The sequence below is a fragment of the Bacillus sp. JHAA genome (genome assembly GCF_036961585.1).
In the GTDB taxonomy this organism is placed as follows: Bacteria; Bacillota; Bacilli; order Bacillales; family Bacillaceae; genus Bacillus; species Bacillus velezensis.
In genome coordinates, this window is sequence record NZ_JBAMDE010000005.1 from 230,623 (window position 1) to 253,127 (window position 22,505).

Genomic DNA, 22,505 nt, shown 5'->3' on the forward strand with positions numbered 1-22,505 from the left:
ATCACTCCCCGAACAGTCCGCGGATCGCCTTTTGCTGCGAATCCTCTCTCATTAAGGATTCTCCGACCAATACAGCCTGCGCCCCGTGCTTGTTGACGAATTGCAGGTCAGCCAAAGAACCGATGCCGCTTTCGCTGACCAGCAGGCAGCCGTCCGGTACAAGCTGCGCTATTTTTTCCGTTTGCGAAACAGAAGTACGGAACGTTTTTAAGTCCCGGTTGTTTATGCCGAGAATGTCCGGCTGAAACACTTGTAAAATCCGTTCAAGCACAGTTTCATCATGGACTTCAACGAGAACGTCCATGCCCTTCTCGCGGGCTTCCAGATAAAGCTCATGAAGCTCTGAAGGTTCCAGCGCTTCCCCGATCAGCAAAATGGCATCGGCGCCGATCCTGAACGATTCCTCCACCTGAAGGGAATCAATAATAAAATCTTTTCTCAGCACGGGAAGAGACACGGTTTGTTTAACATCTGTCAGAAATTGATTTCTCCCCTGAAAAAAACGGGTATCCGTGAGAACTGAAAGGGCGTCGGCTTTAGCCGCTTCATAATCCGCCGCAATCGTTTCCGGAACAAAATGCTCTTTAATCAATCCTTTAGACGGCGAAGCTTTTTTCACTTCGGCAATCAGCCCGATAAAACGGTTCGGGTTCTGGAGCGCTTTTTTAAAGGATCTCCGTTCAATTTGACAGGTTTCCGGCAGCACGATGGATTTGATTTCTTCTTTTTTCTGCTGAATGATTTGATCAAGCATACATTTCTTCCTCTTTCTGTTTCAGACGTTCGAGCTGCCTTTTGGCATCTCCGTTTTGAATCGCTTCTAAGGCGGTTTTCGTTCCTTCTTTCAGATCGTTTGCAAGACCTGCCGTATAAATGGCCGCGCCCGCATTTAAGGCGGTAATATGCAGAGCGGATGACGGAGCTTTATTTGCAAAAATATTCTGAATGAGGAGCGCGCTTTCTTCCGATGAACTCACTTGAATATCCTTTAGTGAACCTTCTGCAAAACCGAATTGTTCAGGTGAAACGGAATATTCCAGACGTTCACCGTTTTTCAGTTCAATGATATCGGTCGGTGCTGAGATGGACAATTCATCTAATCCGTCACGGGCCGACACAAGCATGACGTGTCTGACATCAAATTGTTCCAGAGCGCTAGCCATCAGGCGCGCTTTATCAAATGAATAGACGCCGATCACCTGCCGCTTCACCTGCAGCGGGTTGCTGAGCGGGCCCAGCAGATTAAATACGGTTCGGAAGCCAAGCTCTTTTCTTGCGGCGGCGACGTGCTTCATTGACGAATGAAACAGCGGCGCAAACAAAAACCCCATTTGTTTCATTTCAATGCTGCGTTTGACGCTGTCTGGAGTGGCTTGAATGGAAACCCCCAGCTTTTCCAGCACATCCGCGCTGCCGCTTTTAGACGAAACGGAGCGATTTCCGTGCTTGGCAACTTTAGCTCCGGCAGCAGAAGCTGTAATTGCCGCTGCCGTGGATATGTTAAACGTAGAAATCCCGTCTCCGCCTGTTCCGCACGTATCAACGACATCCGTCAAGCTACCTGATGTCTGTGCCCGCGCCCGCATCACTTTTACAAATCCGGCAAGCTCCTCCGCCGTTTCACCTCGGTGGGCTAACACCGATAAAATCCCGCCGATCTCAGACTGCGACATGTCCCCGTTCATCATCATTTCCATCAGCTTTTCGGCTTCTCCGGTTTTCAGCGTACGGCCATTAACGCACGATTGCAGAAATTTGTTCATCCGTCTTCTCCTCCCCGCCAGAAAAGATGTCTTCTGCGATTTGAATCGTTTTTAAAAGCGCCCCCGCTTTGTTACAGCTTTCTTCATATTCGGCTTCCGGGACGGAATCGGCGACTATTCCCGCGCCCGCCTGCACCGATGCCGTACCGTTTTTGACACTCATGGTGCGGATGGTAATACACGAATCAATTGACCCGTCAAATCCGATATAAGCGATACATCCGCCGTAGGTTTCTCTGGAAGTCGGTTCTAATTCATTTAAAAGCTGCATCGCGCGGATTTTCGGAGCGCCCGTGAGTGTTCCTGCCGGGAATGCCGACATCAGCGCGTCAACGGGATGGATGCCCTGCTTTAAACGGCCGGTTACAACAGAGATGATGTGCATCACATGTGAAAAAGAAACGACCTTTGTGAATTCCGGAACGGCTACGGAACCGTACTCCGCAACTCTGCCGATGTCATTGCGCGCAAGATCGACGAGCATGTAATGTTCAGCTTTTTCTTTTTCGTCATTCATCAGCTCTTTTTTCAGGCGTTCGTCCTCTTCTTTTCCGGCGCCCCTTCTTCTCGTTCCGGCAATCGGATGAATTTCCAGGTGCCTGTCATGCACGCGGATCAGACGTTCAGGCGAACTCCCGACAATGTCTCTGTCAGGCAGTTTGATATAGTACATATAGGGTGAAGGATTGATGATGCGAAGCACCCTGTACAGCTCAAATGAATGCCTGGATACCGGAATGTCAAACTTTTGCGAAAGCACCCCTTGAAAAATGTCTCCCGCTTTTATATATTCTTTCAGTTTATTAACGCCGGCCATAAACTCTTCTTTCGTATAATTGGATGTCACAGCGGCAAAACTTGGCGTGTCAAACGTTTCTTTAGAAAAAAACGGCTCTTTCATATCTTTCGATTCTGTCAAAATACCGATAAGCTTACGAAGCTCCGCGCAATTTTCTTTAAAAACGGCCCGCTTTTCTTCCTCCGTCTCCCGGCCGTTAAGCTCCGCATATTGAATGAAATGCACTTGTTTCGTTTCGTGGTCGTACGCGATGATTTTCCGGCAGACAAACAGCATGCATTTTTCGAAATCTGTTACTTTCGCGTGGCTTGGCACGGAAGGCTCAATCAAAGGAATCATGTCATAGCTCAGATAACCGACCGCCCCTCCCGAAAATGGGATATCAAGCTCGGGTGTTTTAATGCGGAAGCTCTCATTCATCCAGTCAAGCACGGCTTTTAATTCTCCGGCTTCAAACAGCGTATGCCCATTTGGATCAGCGGCAGTGAATGTGTTATGACTCTCTTTAATCGTGATAAAAGGATCAAGGCCGATAAAAGAGTATCTCGACCAGCTTGACGACTCATCCTTGCTTTCTAAAAGATACGTAATGTTTCTGTCCAGTTTTTCAACCATCTGAATGGGTGTGATCGTGTCGACCGTAAAAGTCTCTGCGATTGGAATGGTGCGGTGTGTCAGACTGTCCTTTAAAAATAAAGAAACATCCGATTGTAAATTCATGATTCTCCTCCTTACGGTAAGGAGAATGAGATGAAGAGTGAGAGGAGTCTTGCGTATAAGAAATAAACCCAAAAGAAAGGCTTCTTTTGGGCAGAATAAAAACGTGTTTATCTCAGCTCAGCTAAACTCATTCTCTGCTACCCTATTCTAAACTCAACTGTTCAATGTCTTACTTACCAGCTCTATACACACTCTTGTGTATTTCTAAGCTTTGTTTATCGTATTACATGTCAGTATTTTTTGTCAATGATAAATCCGGCCTTAACACAACGGCTTTTTCTAAATAGACATGCTTGATTTCATCCTGAGGCGTATCCGTCTGAACCGTCATCAGGACACGGATACACTTTTGCAGAGCGCCGGTGACATCCATTTCCTGCATGCACGTCACCGGGACGTATTGCCACCCGGAAAGGCGGCGGACCGCTTTTGCCGGAAATACGGAATGGATATCAGGCGTGGCGGATAACAGGATCTGTACAACGTCTTCCGGCTTGCATCCATTTTGTTCAATGATTTTTTCAAGCAGCTGCTGTGTTTTTTCTAAAATTTCTTGTCCGGTGTCTTGTTCCACCGTTGTTGCTCCGCGAATGCCGCGTATCATCATGCTGTTTCCTCCATTCGCCATTTGTTCAGCAAATTTTCGAGCTCATCTTTTGAAAGCATGCAGTCCCGCGCTTCGCCTAATTCCTTTAACACGATAAACTGTGTCATGCCTCCGCGCGTTTTTTTATCATTCATCATCCGGGCGGAGAGAACCGGCGTTTCAATATCTTGTCTGATGCTTCCCGGATAGCCGAGCCCAATCAGCCATTGTGTAAGTTCTTTCCTGTTCATCTTGCAACGTGCAACCTGTTCACTCACGTAAAGGGCAAACTGCATGCCGAGGGCGACCGCATCTCCATGTGTAATCCGTCCGTAGCCGTATTCCGCCTCAACGGCATGGCCAAGCGTATGGCCGAAATTCAGAAAAGCTCTTACCCCCTCTTCCTTTTCGTCCTCACGCACGACGGCCGATTTGATTGAAATTCCTTTATAAATCATTTCATTCAGCTCAGCGCTTGTCAGTCCTTGCAACGTGTCAAACGTGAGAAGTTTTTCTAAAAAAGCATGATCGGCGATAAACGCGTGTTTGATCACTTCAGCCATGCCCGATCTCAGCTCTTGTTCCGGCAGGGTTTTCAGTAGCTCCGTATCGTAAATCACCGCTTTCGGCTGATAAAACGCGCCGATTAAGTTCTTTCCGAGTTTATGATTGACGGCCACCTTGCCGCCGACCGCGCTGTCATGGGCAAGCAGTGTTGTCGGCATTTGAATGAAATCAATTCCGCGCATAAAAGTTGCTGCGCAAAAGCCGGCCAAATCACCCGTCACGCCGCCTCCGAAGGCAATCATACATGAGGAGCGGTCCATATGGAAAGCGATCGCTTCCGTTTGAATCCGTTCATACTCTTTTAGAGATTTCGCTTCTTCTCCGCTTGGAACGATCACTTTTTTCACGGGCCATGTTTCGTTTAAAAGCCGGAACATCTCATCACCGTAAAGCCGGTCAACTTCAGCATCGATGATGAGAAGGATCTTTGTCAGCGGCCTGTTCAGTGAAGACAAAAGGGCAGCGGCCTGTTTCCTTATACCTTCACCGATATACACGGGATATGCGGAGGAAGCTGTCCGAACCTCAAGCTCTTTCATCAGAATTCCCTCGATAATTTTTTCATGTTTTCAACATTTTCTTTAATTCGGTCGATCTGGTCAAGCCCGAATTGTTCTACGACGGCATTTGCGATTTCCCAGGCCACTGCTGCTTCAGCCACTACACTTGCTGCCGGAACCGCGCAGCTGTCTGAACGTTCAATGCTCGCTGTAAACGGTTCTTTCGTTTCAATGTCGACGCTTTTCAGCGGCTTGTACAAAGTAGGGATCGGTTTCATAACGCCGCGGACGACAATCGGCATTCCCGTCGTCATACCGCCTTCTAATCCTCCGAGCCTGTTTGTGGCGCGTGTATAGCCTTTCTCTTCATCCCATACGATTTCATCATGAACTTCACTGCCGTTTTTGCCGGCCGCTTCAAAACCGATGCCGAACTCTACGCCTTTAAACGCGTTAATCGACAGAACGGCAGCAGCGAGCTTGCTGTCCAGCTTACGGTCATAGTGGACATAGCTTCCGACACCGACCGGCATGCCTTCGACGATCACTTCAACGATTCCGCCGATCGAGTCGCCGTTTGCCTTCGCTTCATCAATGGCTGCCATCATTTGACGGCCTGCTTCTTCATCGTAGCATCTGACCGGTGATTCTTCCGTTACCCGTTGGAGATCCTCAATGGATGTGTAATCGGTTTTCTCTGCTTTTACGCTGCCGATTTGCAGGACATGTCCGGCGACTTTAATGCCAAGCTCAGCTAAAATCTTTTTAGCGACGGCTCCGGCAGCCACGCGAACCGTTGTCTCACGCGCGGAAGATCGTTCTAACACATTTCTCATATCACGGTGATTATACTTAATAGCACCGTTCAAATCTGCGTGTCCCGGTCTCGGTCTTGAAATCTGGCGTTTCATTTCACTTTCTTCTTCTTCTGTAATCGGTGCGGCGCCCATGATTTTTGTCCAGTGAGTCCAGTCTTTATTTTCTACAACGAGCGCGATCGGTGAACCGAGTGTCCGGGCATGCCGCACGCCGCTTGTGATCTTCGCTCTGTCCGTTTCAATCTGCATGCGGCGTCCGCGGCCGTGCCCTTTTTGACGTCTGGCAAGCTCAAAATTAATGTCTTCTTCAGTTATATAAAGCCCCGCAGGCACACCTTCTATAATTGTCGTCAGCTGCGGACCGTGTGATTCTCCGGCTGTTAAGTATCTCATTTCTTTCTTCTCCCTTCATCGCATTAACGCTTTTAAGTAAAACTATACCACAAGTTTTCATTAAATGTCTTCTATCTTTTTTGATAAAAAAATGTATCAGTGCTCTCAAGGCCGAATTTTTCCGGGCTGAAAATCTGTTCTGTACTGCCGACAAACAGAATTCCGTTCTTTTTCAGACTGCCCGCCATTTTCACATACAGCTCTTCTTTTGCTTTTTCAGTAAAATAAATAAAGACGTTGCGGCAGACGATCAGATCAAAATCCTGTTCATAGCTGTCGGCAAGCAGGTTGTGCCGCTTAAACCGGATGCTTTTTTGAATCTCTTGTTTTACTTGATAACTGTTGTCAGCCTGCTTAGTGAAATAACGGCTTTTCACTGAAGCCGGCACCTCTTGCAGCGAGCGTTCCTGATAGATGCCCCGCTTAGCTTTGCTCAGCGCCTTCTCATCAATATCTGTCGCCAATATTTCAAATCCGGCCAGTCCCGTCTGCTGATTGAGAATCATCGCCAAAGTATAAGGTTCCTCTCCCGTTGAACAGGCCGCGCTCCATATTTTTAACGGTTTGTTATGCTTTATTAACGGAAGAATTGAAGTTTCAAGAACTTCCCACCGTTTATAATTTCGGTAAAATTCAGAAACATTGATCGTCATTCTGTCCAATGTTTCATTTAATAAAAGCTTGTCCTTTTCCAAAGCGGCGGCAAATTCCTGAAAATCTCTGAACCCCTTCTTTTCATAAAGGGACGTCAGCCGCCTTTTCATCTGTGCTTCTTTGTATAAAGATAAATCAACGCCGGTTATTTGTTTCCACTTGGTGATAAAAATGTCGTAAGGCTCCATTGCTTCTCTCCCAATCTCGCTGTCTTTTGTCCTAGTATAGCCTGTTTTCTGTCGAAATTGTACGATTTCAATAAAAAAATCAGCCCGCGGGCTGATTTGTGAGAAACGAAAAGACAGGGCAGCGCAGCCTCTGTCTTTCATAAATGATGTAAACCTTTTCATAATACGAGAAAAAGAAAGGCTGACGGCTTAGTACACCCAGTCGGCCATTAATTTTTGATACGGTACAAGCTCTTCCTGTTTAAAGAAAATGTGAATTTCCCGCTCAGCGCTTTCTAAGGAGTCTGAACCGTGAATGATATTTTTGCCGACAAACATGCCGTAGTCACCGCGGATTGTGCCCGGCAGTGCATCTTTCGGGTTCGTTTTTCCGATCAGCTGTCTTGTGATCTCTACTACATTTTCCCCTTCCCATACCATTGCAAATACGGGTCCTGATGTAATGAATTCCACAAGCTCGCCGAAAAACGGCTTCCCTTTATGTTCAGCATAATGGGTTTCAGCCATCTGTTCTGAAACTTGCATTAGCTTGGCTCCTGCCAATTGTAAGCCCTTACGCTCAAATCTGGATAAAATCTCTCCGATCAGCTGGCGCTGTACGCCGTCCGGTTTTACCATGATAAAAGTTTTTTCCATAAGATTCTCCACCCCATCATTATGTATAGGCTTTCAAGTTGCACACCGAAATCGTAACATCTTTCTGACAATTAATCAATCCAGGGCGGAGAATGTTCACATCTTGTTCGTAAAAGGAATTTAAAATTTCCGTTTGCCGATATATTTGGCGATGGCGGCCAATGATGAGCGCGCACGTCCTCTCGGCAGTGTATTCAGTTTTTCAAACGCTTTTTTTAAGTACCTGTCACTGACGGCTATTGATTTTTCAATCGCGTCTGTGCGTTTAATATTTTCAATAATGGGGGCGAGCTGCTCCTGTGTTGTTTCACTGTTAATTAATTTCAGCTGATTTTTCAATTCAGGCTGACTGAGCGCGTACAAAACGGGCAGAGTGACATTTCCTTGCAGCAGATCCCCTCCGACCGGTTTTCCCAGTTCCTCTTCCGTTGAAGTGAAATCAAGAATGTCGTCAATAATCTGATAGGACATGCCCACGTAATAACCGAACCAATATAATGCTTTGTGAATCTTCTCATCAGCTCCCGAAGCGATGGCGCCGAGCTGGCAGCTGACGGCAATGAGAAGAGCCGTTTTCCGTTTGATGCGGCGCAAATAGGTTCTGAGGTTTTGTTCCATATTGTATTTATCTCTGATCTGTTCAATTTCTCCGAGGCATACTTCTACGATGGTTTTGGACAGGATCCGGTGGGCTTTCGGCTCATCCAATCTCGTCATCATCTCAAGTGAGCCCGCAAGCATATAATCACCGGTATACATGGCGATGCGGTTGTCCCACTTGGCTTTGATGGTCGGTTTTCCCCTCCGCAGCTCGGCGTCATCAATGACGTCGTCATGCACGAGGGACGCCATATGAATCATTTCCAGCGTCACCGCAACATATTTTATTTTATTAATGTCATAGTCGCCGAACATGCCGGAAAGCAATACGAAAACAGGGCGGATCCGCTTGCCGCCCGCCTGGAGCAGGTGGAGCCCGGCTTCACTCAGCAAGGGATAGTCTGACCGCACCGTTTGCTCAAGCTCCCTTTCGATCACATCAATATCGTCATTTAAAAAAGAATAGGCCATTTTAAATTTCATATCATTCACCCAAACATCTGTATATTCATCATTTCCAACCGATATGCGTAGCAGCCACTCCGCCGGTAAACGAATGGTATTTGACATTCGTCAGGCCCGCTTCTTCAAACAGACGGGCAAGTTCTTTCATACCGGGAAATTCTCTTGCCGATTCTTGAAGCCAAGAATATTCTTTATAGCTCTTCGCAAACATTTTTCCGAAGAAAGGCATGATGTATTTAAAATAAAGAAAATATGCCTGTCTGAATCCGAACATTTCCGGCTGGGATGTTTCCAGACATACGACCTGCCCGCCCGGTTTGACGACCCGCCGCATTTCTTTCAGCACGGTCAGATAGTCGGGAACGTTCCGCAGCCCGAAGCCGATGGTGACAAAATCAAAAGAATCATCAGCGAAAGGAAGCTCCATCGCATTTCCGTGCAAAAGCTCAATTTGGCTGTAACCGCCCTCTTTCACTTTTTTCTCACCGATGCTCAGCATATTTTTGCTGAAATCCAGTCCTTTGATTTCGCCGCTTTTTCCGGCCGCTTCTGCGAGGGCAATCGTCCAGTCAGCAGTTCCGCAGCAGACATCAAGCGCTTTTGCGCCTTCTTTTACATTCATGATCTGCATCGTTTTATCGCGCCATTTTTTATGCTGCTGAAAACTGATAACAGAGTTCATTTGGTCATAATTTTTATAGATTTTTTCAAACACGCCGTGTACGCGCTGTTCTTTTGACTCCTGCATGTTGATTACCCTTCTTCCACTTTCTGATGATATGTTTTGTCCTGGCTGATCGCTTTAAGCCGGTTCAGCATTAGGTTTTGAATTGGTGAATTGAGCGGCAGCAGCGTTTCAATGCTTTGCTTTGCCTTTCGGAAGCTATCTTCCATTATGTCAGCCTTTGATTTCCCTGACTTTACAATATTGCCGATGACATCGAGAAATATAGCATTGCCGTTCATCAGCCGCTTATATACAAAAAAATCACTCGCCAGCTCTTTCCAGCGCGGAAGATTAAAGTGGTCTGACACTCTGTGAAACAGGGCCGCTTCCACAATCGCCATGCTTTCGATCAATTGATTCAAGTCATTGACAGACCGATCGTACAGACGGATTTTATGCTCATTGATTTCTTTAATTGCCGTAGCGAGCGTCCGAATCATATAGATATCCTTCATTTCAGATAAAAGCGAATAATACAGTCCGCTGAAATAGTCGCCGGCAAGCACGGTGAGCTGCCGGTTTTTATTTTCGTCTCGCTTTAACGCTCTGGCTGTTGTCACTTCATCGTGGGTATCAAGGGCGCTTTGGACAAGCATCGCAGTTACTATGTAATTTTCTCTGTCGTTGTTCTTAATGTCCGCCTCTTCAAACAAAGCGTGAAAAAGAAGAAGCTTATCCTCATCGATTTTAGGCGCAGAAATATGTTTCGCTAAATAAGGATGAGACAGCTTTTGTTTTAATTTCATATTTAGATTCGCTAAAGTTCCGTAGATGTCTTGCAAAAATATCACCCTTGTCCCCAAATTCACATTTATTCTAATATGTATGAGATTTACTCGTCATTATTATACGCAGGTATCATTATAGCATAAAAAAAAGAAATTGGCTGTATTCTCCCGCCGTTTGCGGGCATTTGGCAAAAGCGGGAAACAGCCGGCTTATTTTTTTTCGCTGTTCATTTCTCCGTAAGCGGTCTGGATGAGGGCGTTGCCTCTCACTTTGATGGCAGAGGTATGCTCAGTAAACTGAGCGATAATCACTTCGCCTTTGTCCAGTTTTTCGGAATGGTGAAATTTCGTATCCGTTCCTCTCGTTAAACCGATGACGTTCACGCCGTCCTCGACCGCTTTAATGACGACAAAATCACTTGAATGCTTTGAATTCATATCTGCACCCTCTATCATTATTAATCCGCACGTTTAATATGTTCTAACACTTCGGAACGCGCCGCTGCGTCATCTTTAAAAATACCTCTTACAGCGGAAGTCACTGTTTTTGCACCCGGCTTTCTTACGCCCCTCATCGTCATGCACATATGCTCAGCTTCGACGACAACCATGACGCCGTGGGGATCTAAGGTCTCCACGATGCTTTCTGCAATCGTTGAAGTGATGCGCTCCTGCAGCTGCGGGCGTTTTGAGACGGCTTCCACCGCCCGCGCCAATTTACTCAGGCCCGTCACTTTGCCGCCGCGCGGAATGTAGGCAATATGCGCTTTTCCGTAAAAAGGAACAAGGTGATGTTCACACATGGAATGAAACGCGATATCTTTTACAAGAACAAGCTCCTCATGGTCTTCTCCGAAAACGGTTTTAAAGTGTTCTTTCGGGTCTTCATTTAATCCCGAGAATACTTCCGCGTACATTTTTGCCACGCGTTTCGGCGTATCTAAAAGCCCTTCCCGGTCCGGGTCTTCTCCAATCGCCTCTAAAATCTGGCGAACCGCCTGTTCAATCTGTTCTTTATTAACTTCTTTCATTGTCTGTGTCCTCCACCATTGAATACATTTAATTTCGATTCTAGCACATTTGCCGCGCCAAAAGCAAAACGAAAGTCCTGCCCGGTGACCGAGGCTGCTTAAATATGAAAAGCCCCTTTATCAAGGGGCTTTTCTGTGAAGAAACAAAGTGTATGTATCAGATGCATACACGATCTATATTCACAATTATTTTCCTGCAACAGCGTCTTTAAGAGCTTTACCTGGTTTGAAAGCAGGTACCTTGCTTGCAGGGATTTCGATTTCTTCACCTGTTTGCGGGTTACGTCCTTTACGTGCAGAGCGCTCGCGCACCTCAAAGTTACCGAAACCGATCAGTTGGATTTTATCACCGTTTTTAAGTGCATCTAAAATCGTATCAAAAACAGAATCAACTGCTTTTGTAGCGTCTTTTTTAGACAATTCGCTTGCTTCAGCAACCGCATTGATTAGTTCTGTCTTGTTCATGCCTTTCACCTCCTCCCAAAAGGGTATCAAATCAGCAGTTTATTATCATTTCTTCACAGTTCAGCCTGATTCTAAACCTGTCTGATAAAAAATCAAAGCAGGGAAGAACAGACAAGTAAACGGCTTTTCAAAAGAAAACAGACACTTTGAGGAATGTTTGTCCAACAAAGTGAAGATTTTCTGTATGTAGAGTAACACATATAAAAAGCCATATCAAGCATTTTAAAGCCTCAATCCCTTGCTCGTCAAGGTTTTCACGTGTTTTACCGAACAAATATTCCTTTTTTTGCTTTTTTCCTCCTAATCCTTGATTGATTTCCAGTATCTAAAAAGAATAAAAAAAGACCCCCCGTTTCAGGAAGAGGTCCTTCAGCTTACAAAATAATGGCGATCAGGCCGCCTGAGCCTTCGTTAATAATTCTCTCCAGCGTTTCTTTCAGTTTATATCTCGCATTTTCCGGCATGAGTGACAGTTTTGCGGAGATTCCTTCTCTTACGATAGAGCTCAATGATCTGCCGAAAATATCGGAGTTCCAGATAGAAAGCGGATCATCTTCAAAGTCCTGCATTAAGTAACGGACAAGTTCTTCACTTTGTTTTTCCGTCCCGATGATCGGCGCGAATTCACTTTCCACATCCACTTTGATCATATGAATGGACGGAGCGACCGCTTTGAGCCTTACTCCAAACCTTGATCCCTGTCTGATGATTTCCGGTTCATCAAGGCTCATATCGGCTAAGGCCGGGGCGGCAATGCCGTAGCCGGTCTGTTTCACCATTTTCAGCGCATCTGATACCTGATCATATTCTTTTTTCGCGTGGGCGAAGTCCTGCATTAATTCAAGCAGGTGGTCTTTCCCGCGGATTTCAACACCGACAACTTCTTTTAAAATCTGGTCATATAAATGATCCGGCGCATACAAATCAATTTCTGCGACACCCTGGCCAAGTTCGATTCCGGCCAGACCGGCGCTTTCAATAAACTCAAATTCACTGAAGTGGCCGACAACCCGGTCGACATCGCGCAGGCGTTTAATATCTTTTACGGTTTCTTTCACTGATTCCTGGTAGCTCTCTCTGAGCCAGTGATTTTCTTTCAGCACCATGACCCAGCTCGGAAGGTTGACATTGACTTCCAGCACAGGGAACTCGTAAAGCGCTTCTCTGAGGACGCTTAACACATCTGTTTCCCGCATGCTTTCAACACTCATGGCGAGGACGGGAATATCATATTTCGCGCTTAATTCAGCTCTGAGCGCTTCTGTTTCCGGGTGGTACGGTTTTACCGAGTTGATGACCATAATAAACGGTTTGCCGACTTCCTTCAGCTCGTCGATGACTCTTTCTTCCGCTTCCACGTAATCGCCCCGCGCAATATCGCCGATTGAGCCGTCTGTCGTAATGACGACCCCTATTGTGGAGTGTTCCTGGATGACTTTTCTCGTACCGATTTCCGCTGCCTCATGAAAGGGAATCGGTTCTTCGTACCAAGGTGTATTGATCATTCTCGGGCCGTTTTCATCCTCATATCCCTTCGCCCCGGGAACCGTATATCCCACACAATCCACAAGACGGATGTTGACATCCAGTCCTTCCGCAACATGAACGGACATGGCTTGATTCGGGACAAATTTTGGTTCTGTGGTCATTATCGTTTTTCCTGCTGCGCTTTGCGGAAGCTCATCCTGCGCCCGCGCTCGATCGGCCTCATTGCTGATATTCGGGAGCACCACGAGCTCCATAAATTTTTTAATGAATGTAGATTTCCCTGTACGGACAGCGCCAACGACTCCTAAGTATATATCGCCCCCTGTTCGTTCAGCGATATCCTTGAAAATATCGACCTTTTCCAAGTGATCCCCTCCCGGACTTCCTATCCTTATCATTTTTCATTCACCATTCTCCAATCAAATACAGGACACTATATGTGTATGACGTTGTCCTATTTCAATATGACATCTTTAGAAAATTTTCAGGCAGTCTTTTCTATCAAAATCAAAAAAACCTTTCTCCCTATTTGTATGCGCGGGAAAAAGGTTCATTCCTGTTTCGTTTGACTTTCTAAAAAAACGGGTTCCTGTTTTTCATTTACGGTGTATGTGACTGAAAAGGCCGGGACGAAAGGAGTCTCTTTCCATAAAATATCTTGAATTTCCGCGCCCGGTTTGATTTTCTTTTTGTTTTCCTTCAGGCAGCGGGCGAGATCGACGCGATAGTCGGCATAGATTTCTCCGTCAGCGCCGATTAAAAGCGGCAGAGACGTGCCTGAAACCGGACTTTTGACTGAAGGAGAGTCTTTCATGCCGAGCTTTTTTTTATTTAAAGTGAAAAGCCCTTTTGAAACGGCGTCCTCATAGGGAGGATATGTATGCTTTTCCTGATACATTTTGACACGCAGCTTCATGTCGCGGATTGCTTCCGCCATTTGGAGATCGACCAGCTTGACGGTCGGCTTATGTTCCACATCGACAAGCACGTATTGGTACATTCCCCCGCTTTCATAAGCTGAGGCCGGCGGCTCCTCTATGTATCTGGGCGCGAGCCGCTTAAAATCTATCGGATATTTTTGATAGAGCGGTGTTTTCATATCTTTTGTCTGAATCGGCAGAAGTCCGCCGTTCGCCTTTTTAAATTCATCCACTGCCGCTTGCACCTGCTGAAGCTGATGTTTGTAAGATACTTTATTTTCAGTTTTTTCCGCTTCAGGGTACAGACAGCCGGACAGCAGGAGCACCGCCATTGCCGTTATGACGGCCATTTTTAACTTATGCATTCCGCGCCCCCTTTTTGCTTTATTCATTGACAGGCCCGCTGAAAACGACCATTAACACGATCAATCCCGAGATGACCATGCAGGCATAAGCAAGTGAAGAAACCGCTGCTTTTATCAGTTTGTTTTTCACTTTGTACCTGCTGACATAAATAGAGGCCACCGCAACAAACATTAATCCCATAGCACCAAGCGCAAACCACATTTTCATCAATGCCACACTCACGTTCGTGCCCCCCGTCCCATCATTGTAAGCGTTATATTTCATTTTAATATACAAATGTTGAAAAGATCAACAGGTTTTCCATCTATTGAAAAAACAAAAAAACTGAAGCAAAGAGGGGGACTTTGCTTCAGTCAAGTTGACTATATTCACCTGTACGTCTGAGATACACTCTCTTGGACTTCGATGCTATAGTATGCGCAGATGCATACGTCTGCATCCTCTTCTGCCTAAATCAGCAAATGTTTTAAGCGATTTCAGCCGGAGAGTTCTGCGTTTTGGACTTTCGTCACTTCAGAATATGCTGACGGCATGTTATTGTCACTTCACCCGGTTTTCGAATGTGTTGACCAAGTCTTCCATCTCATGGGTTTTCACTCTGGCCATTAAGGATTCTACGGCCGTTTCTACCTTCTGCCCGTTAAATAATACTTGGTGAAGCGCCTCTGTGATCGGCATTTTCACTTGGTATTTTTGAGACAGCTGATACGCAGCTTTCGTCGTCCGCACGCCTTCAACAACCATCCCCATCTTATCCAGGACAGCTTCCAGCTTATATCCTTTGCCGAGCAGGTTGCCGGCGCGCCAGTTTCGGGAATGAACGCTTGTACACGTCACGATTAAATCGCCTACGCCGGTCAGGCCGGAAAAGGTGAGCGGATTTCCGCCCATCTTTGTGCCGAGTCTGGCGATTTCAGCAAGACCTCGGGTGATTAAGGCCGCTTTTGCATTATCTCCGTATCCCAATCCGTCTGTAATCCCCGCTGCAAGAGCGATGATATTCTTTAACGCTCCCCCTATTTCAACACCGATCATATCCGGATTGGTATAGACGCGGAAATGCTGGTTCATGAATAAATCCTGAACCGCTTCTGCAGCCTTGATATTTTTTGAAGATGATGTAACAGTCGTCGGGTGTCTTAATCCGACTTCCTCAGCGTGGCTCGGCCCTGAAAGCACGACGATGTCTTTTCTGTACTCCTCAGGCAGCTCCTCTTCCATTAATTCTGAAATGCGGAGAAGCGAATCCGGCTCAATTCCCTTGCTGACATGAACAAAAATCGATTGTTTCGGGATGTACGGCAGAGCCTTTTTCAGCACTTCCCGAATGGCTTTTGTCGGAACTGCCACAATGATGAAGTCAGCTCCTTTTAAAGCCTCGCTTAAATCAGCTGTACCGATGATAGAACTTGATAGCTCCACCCCCGGCAGGTAATCTTTGTTTTCATGCAGTTCGTTGATTTGATCGATCAATTCGGCACGGTGTCCCCACATCATGACTTGATGTCCGTTATCAGCCAGCACTAAAGAAAGTGCAGTGCCCCAGCTTCCCGCTCCAAGCATTGCCACTTTTTTCATCTCTGTATCACACCTTTTTATTTTCTTGCTCTTGCAAATATTTTAATTGGCGTACCTTCAAATCCGAAAGCGTCCCGGATTCGGTTTTCTAAAAAGCGTTCATAAGAAAAATGCATCAGTTCCGGATCGTTGACAAAAACAACGAAGCTCGGCGGCTTAACAGCGACTTGAGTCGCATAGTAAATTTTCAGACGGGAGCCGTTGTGCGTCGGAGTCGGATTCATGGCGACCGCATCCATAATGACATCATTTAAGACATTTGTCTGCACGCGGAGAGAGTGGTTTTCACTCGCTTTAATAATCGCAGGCATGAGTGTATGAATCCGCTTTGTAGTCAGTGCCGACATAAACAGCACCGGCGCGTAATCGAGAAATTGGAAATGTTCCCGAATATTCTGTTCAAATTCTTTCATCGTGCGCTCGTCTTTATCAACGGCATCCCATTTGTTTACGATAATGACGACGGCTTTCCCGGCTTCATGGGCGTATCCGGCGATCCGCTTGTCCTGCTCAAGGATGCCTTCTTCTGCATTCAGCACAACGCCGACGACGTCTGAGCGGTCAATGGCTTTTAACGCCCGAAGCACACTGTATTTTTCTGTTGTTTCATATACTTTACCCTTTTTTCTCATTCCCGCCGTGTCAACGATTACAAATTCCTGCTGATTGTAGGTGAACGCCGTATCCACAGCGTCTCTAGTCGTTCCGGCTACGTTGCTCACGATAACCCGCTCTTCGCCGAGCATCGCATTGACAAGGGATGATTTTCCGACATTCGGGCGGCCGATCAGGCAGAATTGAACGACATCATCACTGTACTTCGTCTCCGGAATGTTTTTAAAATGCTCGGCACAAGCATCGAGCAAATCTCCCAATCCTAAACCGTGTGTGCCCGAAATCGGATACGGTTCTCCAAAGCCGAGCGCATAAAAGTCATAGATGTTCGCTCTCATTTCGGTATTATCTAATTTATTAACGGCTAATACGACCGGTTTTTTCGTCCGGTACAGTATTTTTGCCACTTCTTCATCCGCAGACGTCACACCTTCGCGGCCGTTCACCATAAAGATGATCACATCAGCCTCGTCCATGGCGATTTCAGCCTGCTGGCGGATCTGTGTCAGAAACGGTTCGTCTCCGATATCAATTCCGCCCGTATCAATCAGGTTAAAATCATAATTCAGCCATTCCGCCGAACTGTATATCCGGTCCCGCGTCACTCCGGGGGTATCTTCTACTATTGAAATTCTTTCACCCGCAATCCGGTTAAAGATTGTGGATTTTCCCACATTCGGTCTTCCGACAATGGCTACGACAGGTTTACCCATAGTACCCTTCCTTTCAATCCAGCCGCTTACATTTTCACAAAAAATTGTTCAACCGGTTATTAAAAATCATCTTCGCTATGAAAAGAACCCTTCAAACAGAAGGGCTTAACTCATTTATTATATCAGTTTTCACTGAGATCACAATGTATTCTTCAAAATGTTTCGCATTCATGTAACAGTCTCCGTCTGTTTTCAAGACATTTTTGTCGCTCCTTTGCCCTGCTTTTTGCTTTTTTGGCTGATGCGCGCCGCAAGCTGTTCATATGTAGTCAGCCCGACGAGAAGAACCACTCCCGCCGAACAGCCTGAAAGCCACTTATAATCCCCGACGGCTGCCGCACCCGCAATATTGCGGATGACCGCAGCATACAATAGCTCCCCCTGGCACATGCCGAGAACAAAAAGACAAAGCCTCTCAGGGAACCGCCCCTCAACGGAAAGCGTAATAACGGTAAGCAGTATAACCGCCGCCCATTCAGGTTTTATGATAAACCAAACAGGATCATATAATGCAAAAAGAAAAATAAAGCCGTACGCCGCAGCCGCCGTCAGATGAATCACAATATTACGGAGCCGTTTATGCATGCCGAGGCTTCCCGCATAAACAAATGCCGCAGCAAAAAACATGACATATGCCGCATTCAGCGTAAAATAAGCCGTAATCTGATGTATGCTTGCCATCATATTAGTCAAAATAAAGACTGATACGTAAAAACGGCTTTTCGTTTTGGCAAAAATAAAAGTCGCAAGTATCCATAAAAACCACATTGACCAGTAATAATAAAACGGTTCCATAATCGCTCCTCCTCTGATCAGTATGGAGCGGGAACGCATTTTTTAAACCAATTATGCCTGAAAGGAGCGGATAAGGATGGGAAAAGACAGACAGGAGAAAAAACTGAAAGCCTCCCGACGAGTGGAATCTGATCGCGATGATTCGATTCACCATAAAGGAGCGACAAGCCTTGAGCAAAACGGGGAATTCCGAAAAAGAAAATCGTAAAAAACAGAAAAAGGCATGCGGGTTCGCATGCCTTTTAACGTCTGCTGAAACAGGACGTGTCAATCCCCCGTTCAGAAAGCCAGTGATGTGTGTCACCTTTTATGACCAAAGGCGCCTTTTGCAATTGGGAAACCGATTGGCATCCGAGGGCGGTCATAATCATTTTCAGCTCTTGCAAAAGCGCCGTCATCTCGTCAAACAGGCCCTCTTCTCCTTTAGAGGTGAGAGCTTTCAGGAAAGTGCCCGCCATTCCCGCGCCGGAAGCGCCGAGGGCAATCGATTTGGCGACATCCAGGGCGCTTTGCAGCCCGCCGGATGCGATAATTGATTGATCAGCGGAGAGCGAGTGGATTTCCGCTAAGCTTGCGGCAGTGGAAATTCCCCACGTATTAAAAAAATGAAGCGCCTTCTCTCTGCGCATATTTTCGATCTTAGAGAAATTTGTACCGCCGTATCCGCCGGCATCAACTGCTGCTGCGCCAGCATCAAATAACTGCCGTGCCGATTCCCTGCTCATTCCGAAGCCGACTTCTTTGACAAAAACGGGAACTCCCGCTTCCGCCGCAATCCGCTCAATACGGCAGAGAGCGCCAGTAAAGCTTCTGTCACCCTCTGGCATGACGATCTCCTGAATCACATTTAAATGAATCTGGAGGGCATCTGCTTGAATCATATCAACTGCTCTTTTCGCCTGCTCGGCATCCGCCTCGCTGCCTAAATTGGCAAATATCAGCCCGTCCGGATTCTCTTTTCTGACGATCTCATAAGAACACCGTTCGGAGGGATCTTTTAAAGCTGACATTTGCGAACCGACAGCCAGCGGCATGCCGGCTTTGCGCGCCGCTCTTGCCAGCGATCTGTTAATTTCGTATGTAAGCTGTCCGCCGCCGCCTGTCATCGCATTGATAAAAATCGGCGAACTGCTTGTGAGTCCGCCGATTTTCGTTGATATATCCACTTTTTCCAATGCTAGGTTCGGTAGGCTGACATGAACAAACATAATATCATCAAGCCCCGTTTCCCGGTTTTGGCCGGTAGACAGCGCATGATTTATATGTTCTCTTTTTCGTTCTGCTCGTGTCACGTTTTATCACCAATTTATTTTAATTTATTAAGCTTGTCTCCGATTAAATCGCCAAGCTGGAAGCCGGTGCTCGGCTCTTCTTTCGCCTGGTATTGGCGGAAGTCCTCCTGATCGGCTTTCGGCGCTTCTTCAAGCTCACGCATGCTTAAGGAAATGCGCTCTTCGCTTTCGTTCACGTCAAGCACTTTCACTTTAACAGTCTGTCCTTCTTCAAGCACTTCATGCGGCGTTCCGATATGTTTATTGGAAATTTGCGAAATGTGCACAAGTCCTTCCACGCCCGGAAGAATTTCAACGAAGGCGCCGAAGCTTACAAGGCGCTGCACTTTTCCTTCAAGCACATCTCCCTGTTTTACCTTTTCGCCGACCTGGCTCCAAGGTCCCGGCAGCGTTTCTTTAATAGATAAAGAAATACGCTCGTTATCGCGGTCTACGGACAGTACTTTCACTTTTACGTCCTGACCTTCTTCCACCACGTCAGACGGTTTTTCGACGTGTGAATGAGACAGCTGCGAAATATGAACAAGCCCGTCAATTCCGCCGATGTCGACAAATGCGCCGAAATCAGTCAGACGCTGCACTTTTCCTTCAAGCACGCTTCCAACCTCAAGCGTTTGGAGAAAATCATGTTTTTTGGCTGTCTGTTCTTTTTCCACTACAGCCCGGTGTGACAGAATCACCCGGTTTTTATCACGGTCGAGTTCAACGACGATAAGAGAGAGGGTTTTCCCTTTATAGTCAGTGAAATCCTCGACGAAATGAGCTTCGACAAGTGATGCGGGAATGAAGCCGCGAACGCCGATATCAACGACGAGACCGCCTTTCACCACATCTTTCACTTCAGCTTCAAACACTTCTTTTGTGTCGAATTTTTTTTCAAGGTCTTCCCAAGCGCGGTCAGCATCAACGGCACGTTTAGATAAAATCAAAGCATCGTCTTCCACTTTTGTTACTTTCAGGTCAAGCTCGTCGTCAACTTTTACGACATCCGATGCTTTCTCTACATGAAGACTTGATAATTCACTGATTGGAATGATTCCGGACTGTTTGACATTGACAATTTCGACATCTACATGCTTGTCCTCTACCTTTGTCACAATCCCTTTTACTACATCTCCAACCTCTGGCACTTGAACATCAATTTGATTCATTTCCTCTGTCATTTGAATAACCTCCTTGGTCCAAACCTACACAGCTTAATTAATACGGTTTGAAAGCTGAACATGTGAATGTCCGCTTTTCAGCCGAATATGTATTAAAGAATCATCCAAAAAAGATTTTGAATGATCAATAAAAAGTTTTATTAGTATTAACTTCTAATAAATGGACTGGTTTGTCAAGCAATAACATCTTGTCTTTCGAAAAAAATTATAAAGCGCTCCGCCCGAAGTTAACGTGATTTCTGTTCGACGATCTCCAGAATTTTTCCTGCGACTTCGGCAATGCTGAGTGACGTCGTATCGATTTCAATCGCGTCTTCCGCTTTGCGCAGCGGGGAAACTTCCCTCTCTGAATCGAGTTTGTCGCGTCTGGAAATTTCTTCAATGAGCGTCTCGTAATTCACGTCATAGCCTTTTTTCTTATTCTCTTCATATCGGCGCTTCGCTCTTTCCTCTACGGACGCGAGCAGAAAAATTTTCACTTCGGCATCAGGCAGCACATGAGTACCGATATCACGGCCGTCCATGACGACACCGCCTTTTTGTCCGAGCTGCTGCTGTCTTTTGACCATTTCTTCTCTGACGCCTTTATGCTTGGCGGCGATTGATACTTGGTTGCTGACTTCGTCTTTACGGATTTCTTCTGTCACATCTTCTCCGTTTACCAGAACGATTTGTCCTTCCGGAGCGGATACAAGCTCAATTTCCGTACGCTTCAGCAGCTCTGTAAGCGCTGCTTCATCAGTTAAATCGGCATTCTGCTTGAGCGCCGTATATGTAATGGCACGATACATCGCTCCTGTATCAATGTACACATATGATTTTTTCTCAGCCACTATTTTAGCAACGGTGCTTTTTCCGGCAGCGGCCGGCCCGTCGATCGCAATTGATAATTTCTTGTCCATAATCTCTCTCCTTGCTCTTTACTCCTCTATGGATTGTATCATGAACTGCCGGAAAAGGGGCGAAAAAATTGAGCTGATTTACCGCTTTACCGTTTCAATCCATTCTTTTTTCTCCATTTTATCAACTCCCTCATATTTCACAGCTTTCGAAATATAAGGTTCAATAGGCTGATAATGAAGCAAAAATTGCACCGCGCCCAAAATGATAAGCTGAATGCAGACCAATTTGACCAGCAGACGTTCAAACGTTTTCATATACGCGCACCTCCATTAGGATTAGTATGGAAAAGTGCGCTGCTGTTTATTCCGACAGACTGTTTCTTCTCTGCTGAAGCTGCGCGCGCATACAATATTGGAGTAAAAGCTGCTGTGATGCAGGATCGATTTCTGCAAATTCAAGCGTCATTTTTTGTTTATCCGCCTTTTCATCATAAAAAATCCGCTGGGTAACAGCCTCGGCCGTAATATCGGCTGTATTTTCCTTGCCGGGAAGAGAAAATGAGACATACAGCTTTTCACCTGGTTCCGCGGAAATATGCTCAGGCATCACAACAGCGATTCCGCCGGCGCTGATATTAGAGGAAACCGTTTGGAAAGCGGTTTTTTCCGCTTCCATTTTGACGGATACATCCAATACTGCGTCTGCACGGACGTATCGGCGTCTTTGAATCCGCTTCATTTCCTCCTGAGGGGGGATGTCCAATCCGATCATCGGGATGGGGTCTTTTTTCTTTCCTTTGATTATTTTTTAAATTGATACGGCACGTGGCCATTCCCCATAAATTCCGCTGTTATTTCCAATCCTTTATGCAAAAAGACCGTCCGTCCCGAATCCAGATCGACAGGATATGAGATGTGCAGTTCGCCGTTTTCAACGCTTACTGCTTTGCTCCTCGCTTTTTTGGGCTCATTGTTCTCTATGTATTCAATCCAAATATAATCTCCGACAGCTATCATGGGCCTTCACTCTTTCATTATTTATGCTTTTATTAAAGCATGTAACGAAAAAAAGGAAAAGACTTTTAGTCCTTTC

General features: G+C 46.1%; 25 protein-coding genes and 1 pseudogene. 1 reads left to right on the forward strand and 25 read right to left on the reverse strand.

The window, feature by feature from the left end:
* Position 1 precedes the first annotated feature (1 nt).
* The 20 genes from trpC to V7728_RS13875 all read right to left on the reverse strand — a co-directional run bounded on the left by trpC (position 2) and on the right by V7728_RS13875 (position 18,115).
* Positions 2-754, reverse strand: coding sequence for an indole-3-glycerol phosphate synthase TrpC (trpC, locus tag V7728_RS13780; RefSeq protein WP_012117859.1), 753 nt, complete (start codon positions 752-754; stop codon positions 2-4).
* The gene (gene trpD, locus V7728_RS13785; protein WP_099566871.1) at positions 747-1,763 is read right to left on the reverse strand and encodes an anthranilate phosphoribosyltransferase; all 1,017 of its coding nucleotides are present in this window, start codon (positions 1,761-1,763) and stop codon (positions 747-749) included. Before trpD ends, trpC begins: the two co-directional genes overlap by 8 nt.
* A complete protein-coding gene (gene trpE, locus V7728_RS13790) occupies positions 1,735-3,282 on the reverse strand; it encodes an anthranilate synthase component I (protein WP_052827607.1) in 1,548 nt (515 codons plus the stop codon). The genes trpD and trpE overlap by 29 nt, the downstream gene beginning before the upstream one ends.
* A gap of 223 nt (positions 3,283-3,505) precedes the next feature.
* Positions 3,506-3,889 carry a chorismate mutase gene (gene aroH / locus V7728_RS13795; RefSeq protein WP_082998679.1) on the reverse strand — a complete coding sequence of 128 codons (384 nt, stop codon included), beginning with the start codon at positions 3,887-3,889 and terminating at the stop codon, positions 3,506-3,508.
* Entirely contained in the window at positions 3,886-4,974 is a 1,089-nt protein-coding gene (aroB, locus tag V7728_RS13800; protein WP_082998680.1) for a 3-dehydroquinate synthase, read from the reverse strand. The genes aroH and aroB overlap by 4 nt, the downstream gene beginning before the upstream one ends.
* The gene (aroC, locus tag V7728_RS13805) at positions 4,974-6,146 is read right to left on the reverse strand and encodes a chorismate synthase (protein WP_082998681.1); all 1,173 of its coding nucleotides are present in this window, start codon (positions 6,144-6,146) and stop codon (positions 4,974-4,976) included. Before aroC ends, aroB begins: the two co-directional genes overlap by 1 nt.
* 71 nt (positions 6,147-6,217) lie before the next feature.
* A complete protein-coding gene (locus V7728_RS13810) occupies positions 6,218-6,988 on the reverse strand; it encodes a protein-glutamate O-methyltransferase (protein ID WP_082998682.1) in 771 nt (256 codons plus the stop codon).
* Between the two features lie 189 nt (positions 6,989-7,177).
* Complete coding sequence (gene ndk, locus V7728_RS13815; protein WP_012117865.1) at positions 7,178-7,624, reverse strand: nucleoside-diphosphate kinase; 447 nt, start codon at positions 7,622-7,624, stop codon at positions 7,178-7,180.
* Positions 7,625-7,744: 120 nt separating this feature from the next.
* Positions 7,745-8,707 (reverse strand): heptaprenyl diphosphate synthase component II, encoded by a 963-nt coding sequence (hepT, locus tag V7728_RS13820; RefSeq protein ID WP_082998683.1) that lies wholly within the window; start codon positions 8,705-8,707, stop codon positions 7,745-7,747.
* A gap of 28 nt (positions 8,708-8,735) precedes the next feature.
* Complete coding sequence (menG, locus tag V7728_RS13825; RefSeq protein WP_003153453.1) at positions 8,736-9,437, reverse strand: demethylmenaquinone methyltransferase; 702 nt, start codon at positions 9,435-9,437, stop codon at positions 8,736-8,738.
* Between the two features lie 5 nt (positions 9,438-9,442).
* A complete protein-coding gene (gene hepS / locus V7728_RS13830) occupies positions 9,443-10,198 on the reverse strand; it encodes a heptaprenyl diphosphate synthase component 1 (protein ID WP_015240105.1) in 756 nt (251 codons plus the stop codon).
* 156 nt (positions 10,199-10,354) lie between these two features.
* Positions 10,355-10,582 (reverse strand): trp RNA-binding attenuation protein MtrB, encoded by a 228-nt coding sequence (gene mtrB / locus V7728_RS13835; RefSeq protein WP_003153449.1) that lies wholly within the window; start codon positions 10,580-10,582, stop codon positions 10,355-10,357.
* A gap of 20 nt (positions 10,583-10,602) precedes the next feature.
* Complete coding sequence (gene folE / locus V7728_RS13840) at positions 10,603-11,175, reverse strand: GTP cyclohydrolase I FolE (protein WP_003153448.1); 573 nt, start codon at positions 11,173-11,175, stop codon at positions 10,603-10,605.
* 186 nt (positions 11,176-11,361) lie between these two features.
* Positions 11,362-11,640 (reverse strand): non-specific DNA-binding protein Hbs, encoded by a 279-nt coding sequence (hbs, locus tag V7728_RS13845; RefSeq protein ID WP_003153447.1) that lies wholly within the window; start codon positions 11,638-11,640, stop codon positions 11,362-11,364.
* 374 nt (positions 11,641-12,014) lie between these two features.
* The gene (gene spoIVA / locus V7728_RS13850; protein ID WP_007409454.1) at positions 12,015-13,493 is read right to left on the reverse strand and encodes a stage IV sporulation protein A; all 1,479 of its coding nucleotides are present in this window, start codon (positions 13,491-13,493) and stop codon (positions 12,015-12,017) included.
* A 185-nt stretch (positions 13,494-13,678) separates the two neighbouring features.
* Positions 13,679-14,413: a hypothetical protein gene (locus V7728_RS13855; protein WP_012117868.1), complete on the reverse strand. Its 735-nt coding sequence runs from the start codon at positions 14,411-14,413 to the stop codon at positions 13,679-13,681.
* 19 nt (positions 14,414-14,432) lie between these two features.
* Positions 14,433-14,636: a DUF2768 domain-containing protein gene (locus V7728_RS13860; RefSeq protein WP_003153435.1), complete on the reverse strand. Its 204-nt coding sequence runs from the start codon at positions 14,634-14,636 to the stop codon at positions 14,433-14,435.
* A 318-nt stretch (positions 14,637-14,954) separates the two neighbouring features.
* Complete coding sequence (locus V7728_RS13865) at positions 14,955-15,992, reverse strand: NAD(P)H-dependent glycerol-3-phosphate dehydrogenase (protein ID WP_003153434.1); 1,038 nt, start codon at positions 15,990-15,992, stop codon at positions 14,955-14,957.
* A gap of 17 nt (positions 15,993-16,009) precedes the next feature.
* The gene (gene der / locus V7728_RS13870; RefSeq protein ID WP_003153433.1) at positions 16,010-17,320 is read right to left on the reverse strand and encodes a ribosome biogenesis GTPase Der; all 1,311 of its coding nucleotides are present in this window, start codon (positions 17,318-17,320) and stop codon (positions 16,010-16,012) included.
* A gap of 192 nt (positions 17,321-17,512) precedes the next feature.
* Positions 17,513-18,115 (reverse strand): YphA family membrane protein, encoded by a 603-nt coding sequence (locus tag V7728_RS13875; RefSeq protein ID WP_007409452.1) that lies wholly within the window; start codon positions 18,113-18,115, stop codon positions 17,513-17,515.
* A gap of 76 nt (positions 18,116-18,191) precedes the next feature.
* On the opposite strand from V7728_RS13875, the gene V7728_RS13880 reads away from it, so the two are divergent.
* Positions 18,192-18,323, forward strand: coding sequence for a YpzI family protein (locus V7728_RS13880; protein WP_003153429.1), 132 nt, complete (start codon positions 18,192-18,194; stop codon positions 18,321-18,323).
* 34 nt (positions 18,324-18,357) lie between these two features.
* Here the strand turns inward: V7728_RS13880 and fni are convergent, their stop codons facing one another.
* From fni to V7728_RS13905, 5 genes and pseudogenes are all read right to left on the reverse strand, one after another.
* Positions 18,358-19,407, reverse strand: coding sequence for a type 2 isopentenyl-diphosphate Delta-isomerase (gene fni, locus V7728_RS13885; protein ID WP_099566873.1), 1,050 nt, complete (start codon positions 19,405-19,407; stop codon positions 18,358-18,360).
* 14 nt (positions 19,408-19,421) lie between these two features.
* Positions 19,422-20,570, reverse strand: a complete 1,149-nt coding sequence (rpsA, locus tag V7728_RS13890) for a 30S ribosomal protein S1 (protein ID WP_007612259.1) — start codon at positions 20,568-20,570, stop codon at positions 19,422-19,424.
* A gap of 227 nt (positions 20,571-20,797) precedes the next feature.
* Complete coding sequence (gene cmk / locus V7728_RS13895; RefSeq protein ID WP_015240110.1) at positions 20,798-21,472, reverse strand: (d)CMP kinase; 675 nt, start codon at positions 21,470-21,472, stop codon at positions 20,798-20,800.
* A gap of 78 nt (positions 21,473-21,550) precedes the next feature.
* On the reverse strand, positions 21,551-21,727 hold the full coding sequence (locus tag V7728_RS13900) for a YpfB family protein (protein ID WP_003153420.1): 177 nt from the start codon (positions 21,725-21,727) through the stop codon (positions 21,551-21,553).
* Positions 21,728-21,773: 46 nt separating this feature from the next.
* Positions 21,774-22,429, reverse strand: a pseudogene (locus V7728_RS13905) (flagellar brake protein).
* Between the last annotated feature and the right edge of the window lie 76 nt (positions 22,430-22,505).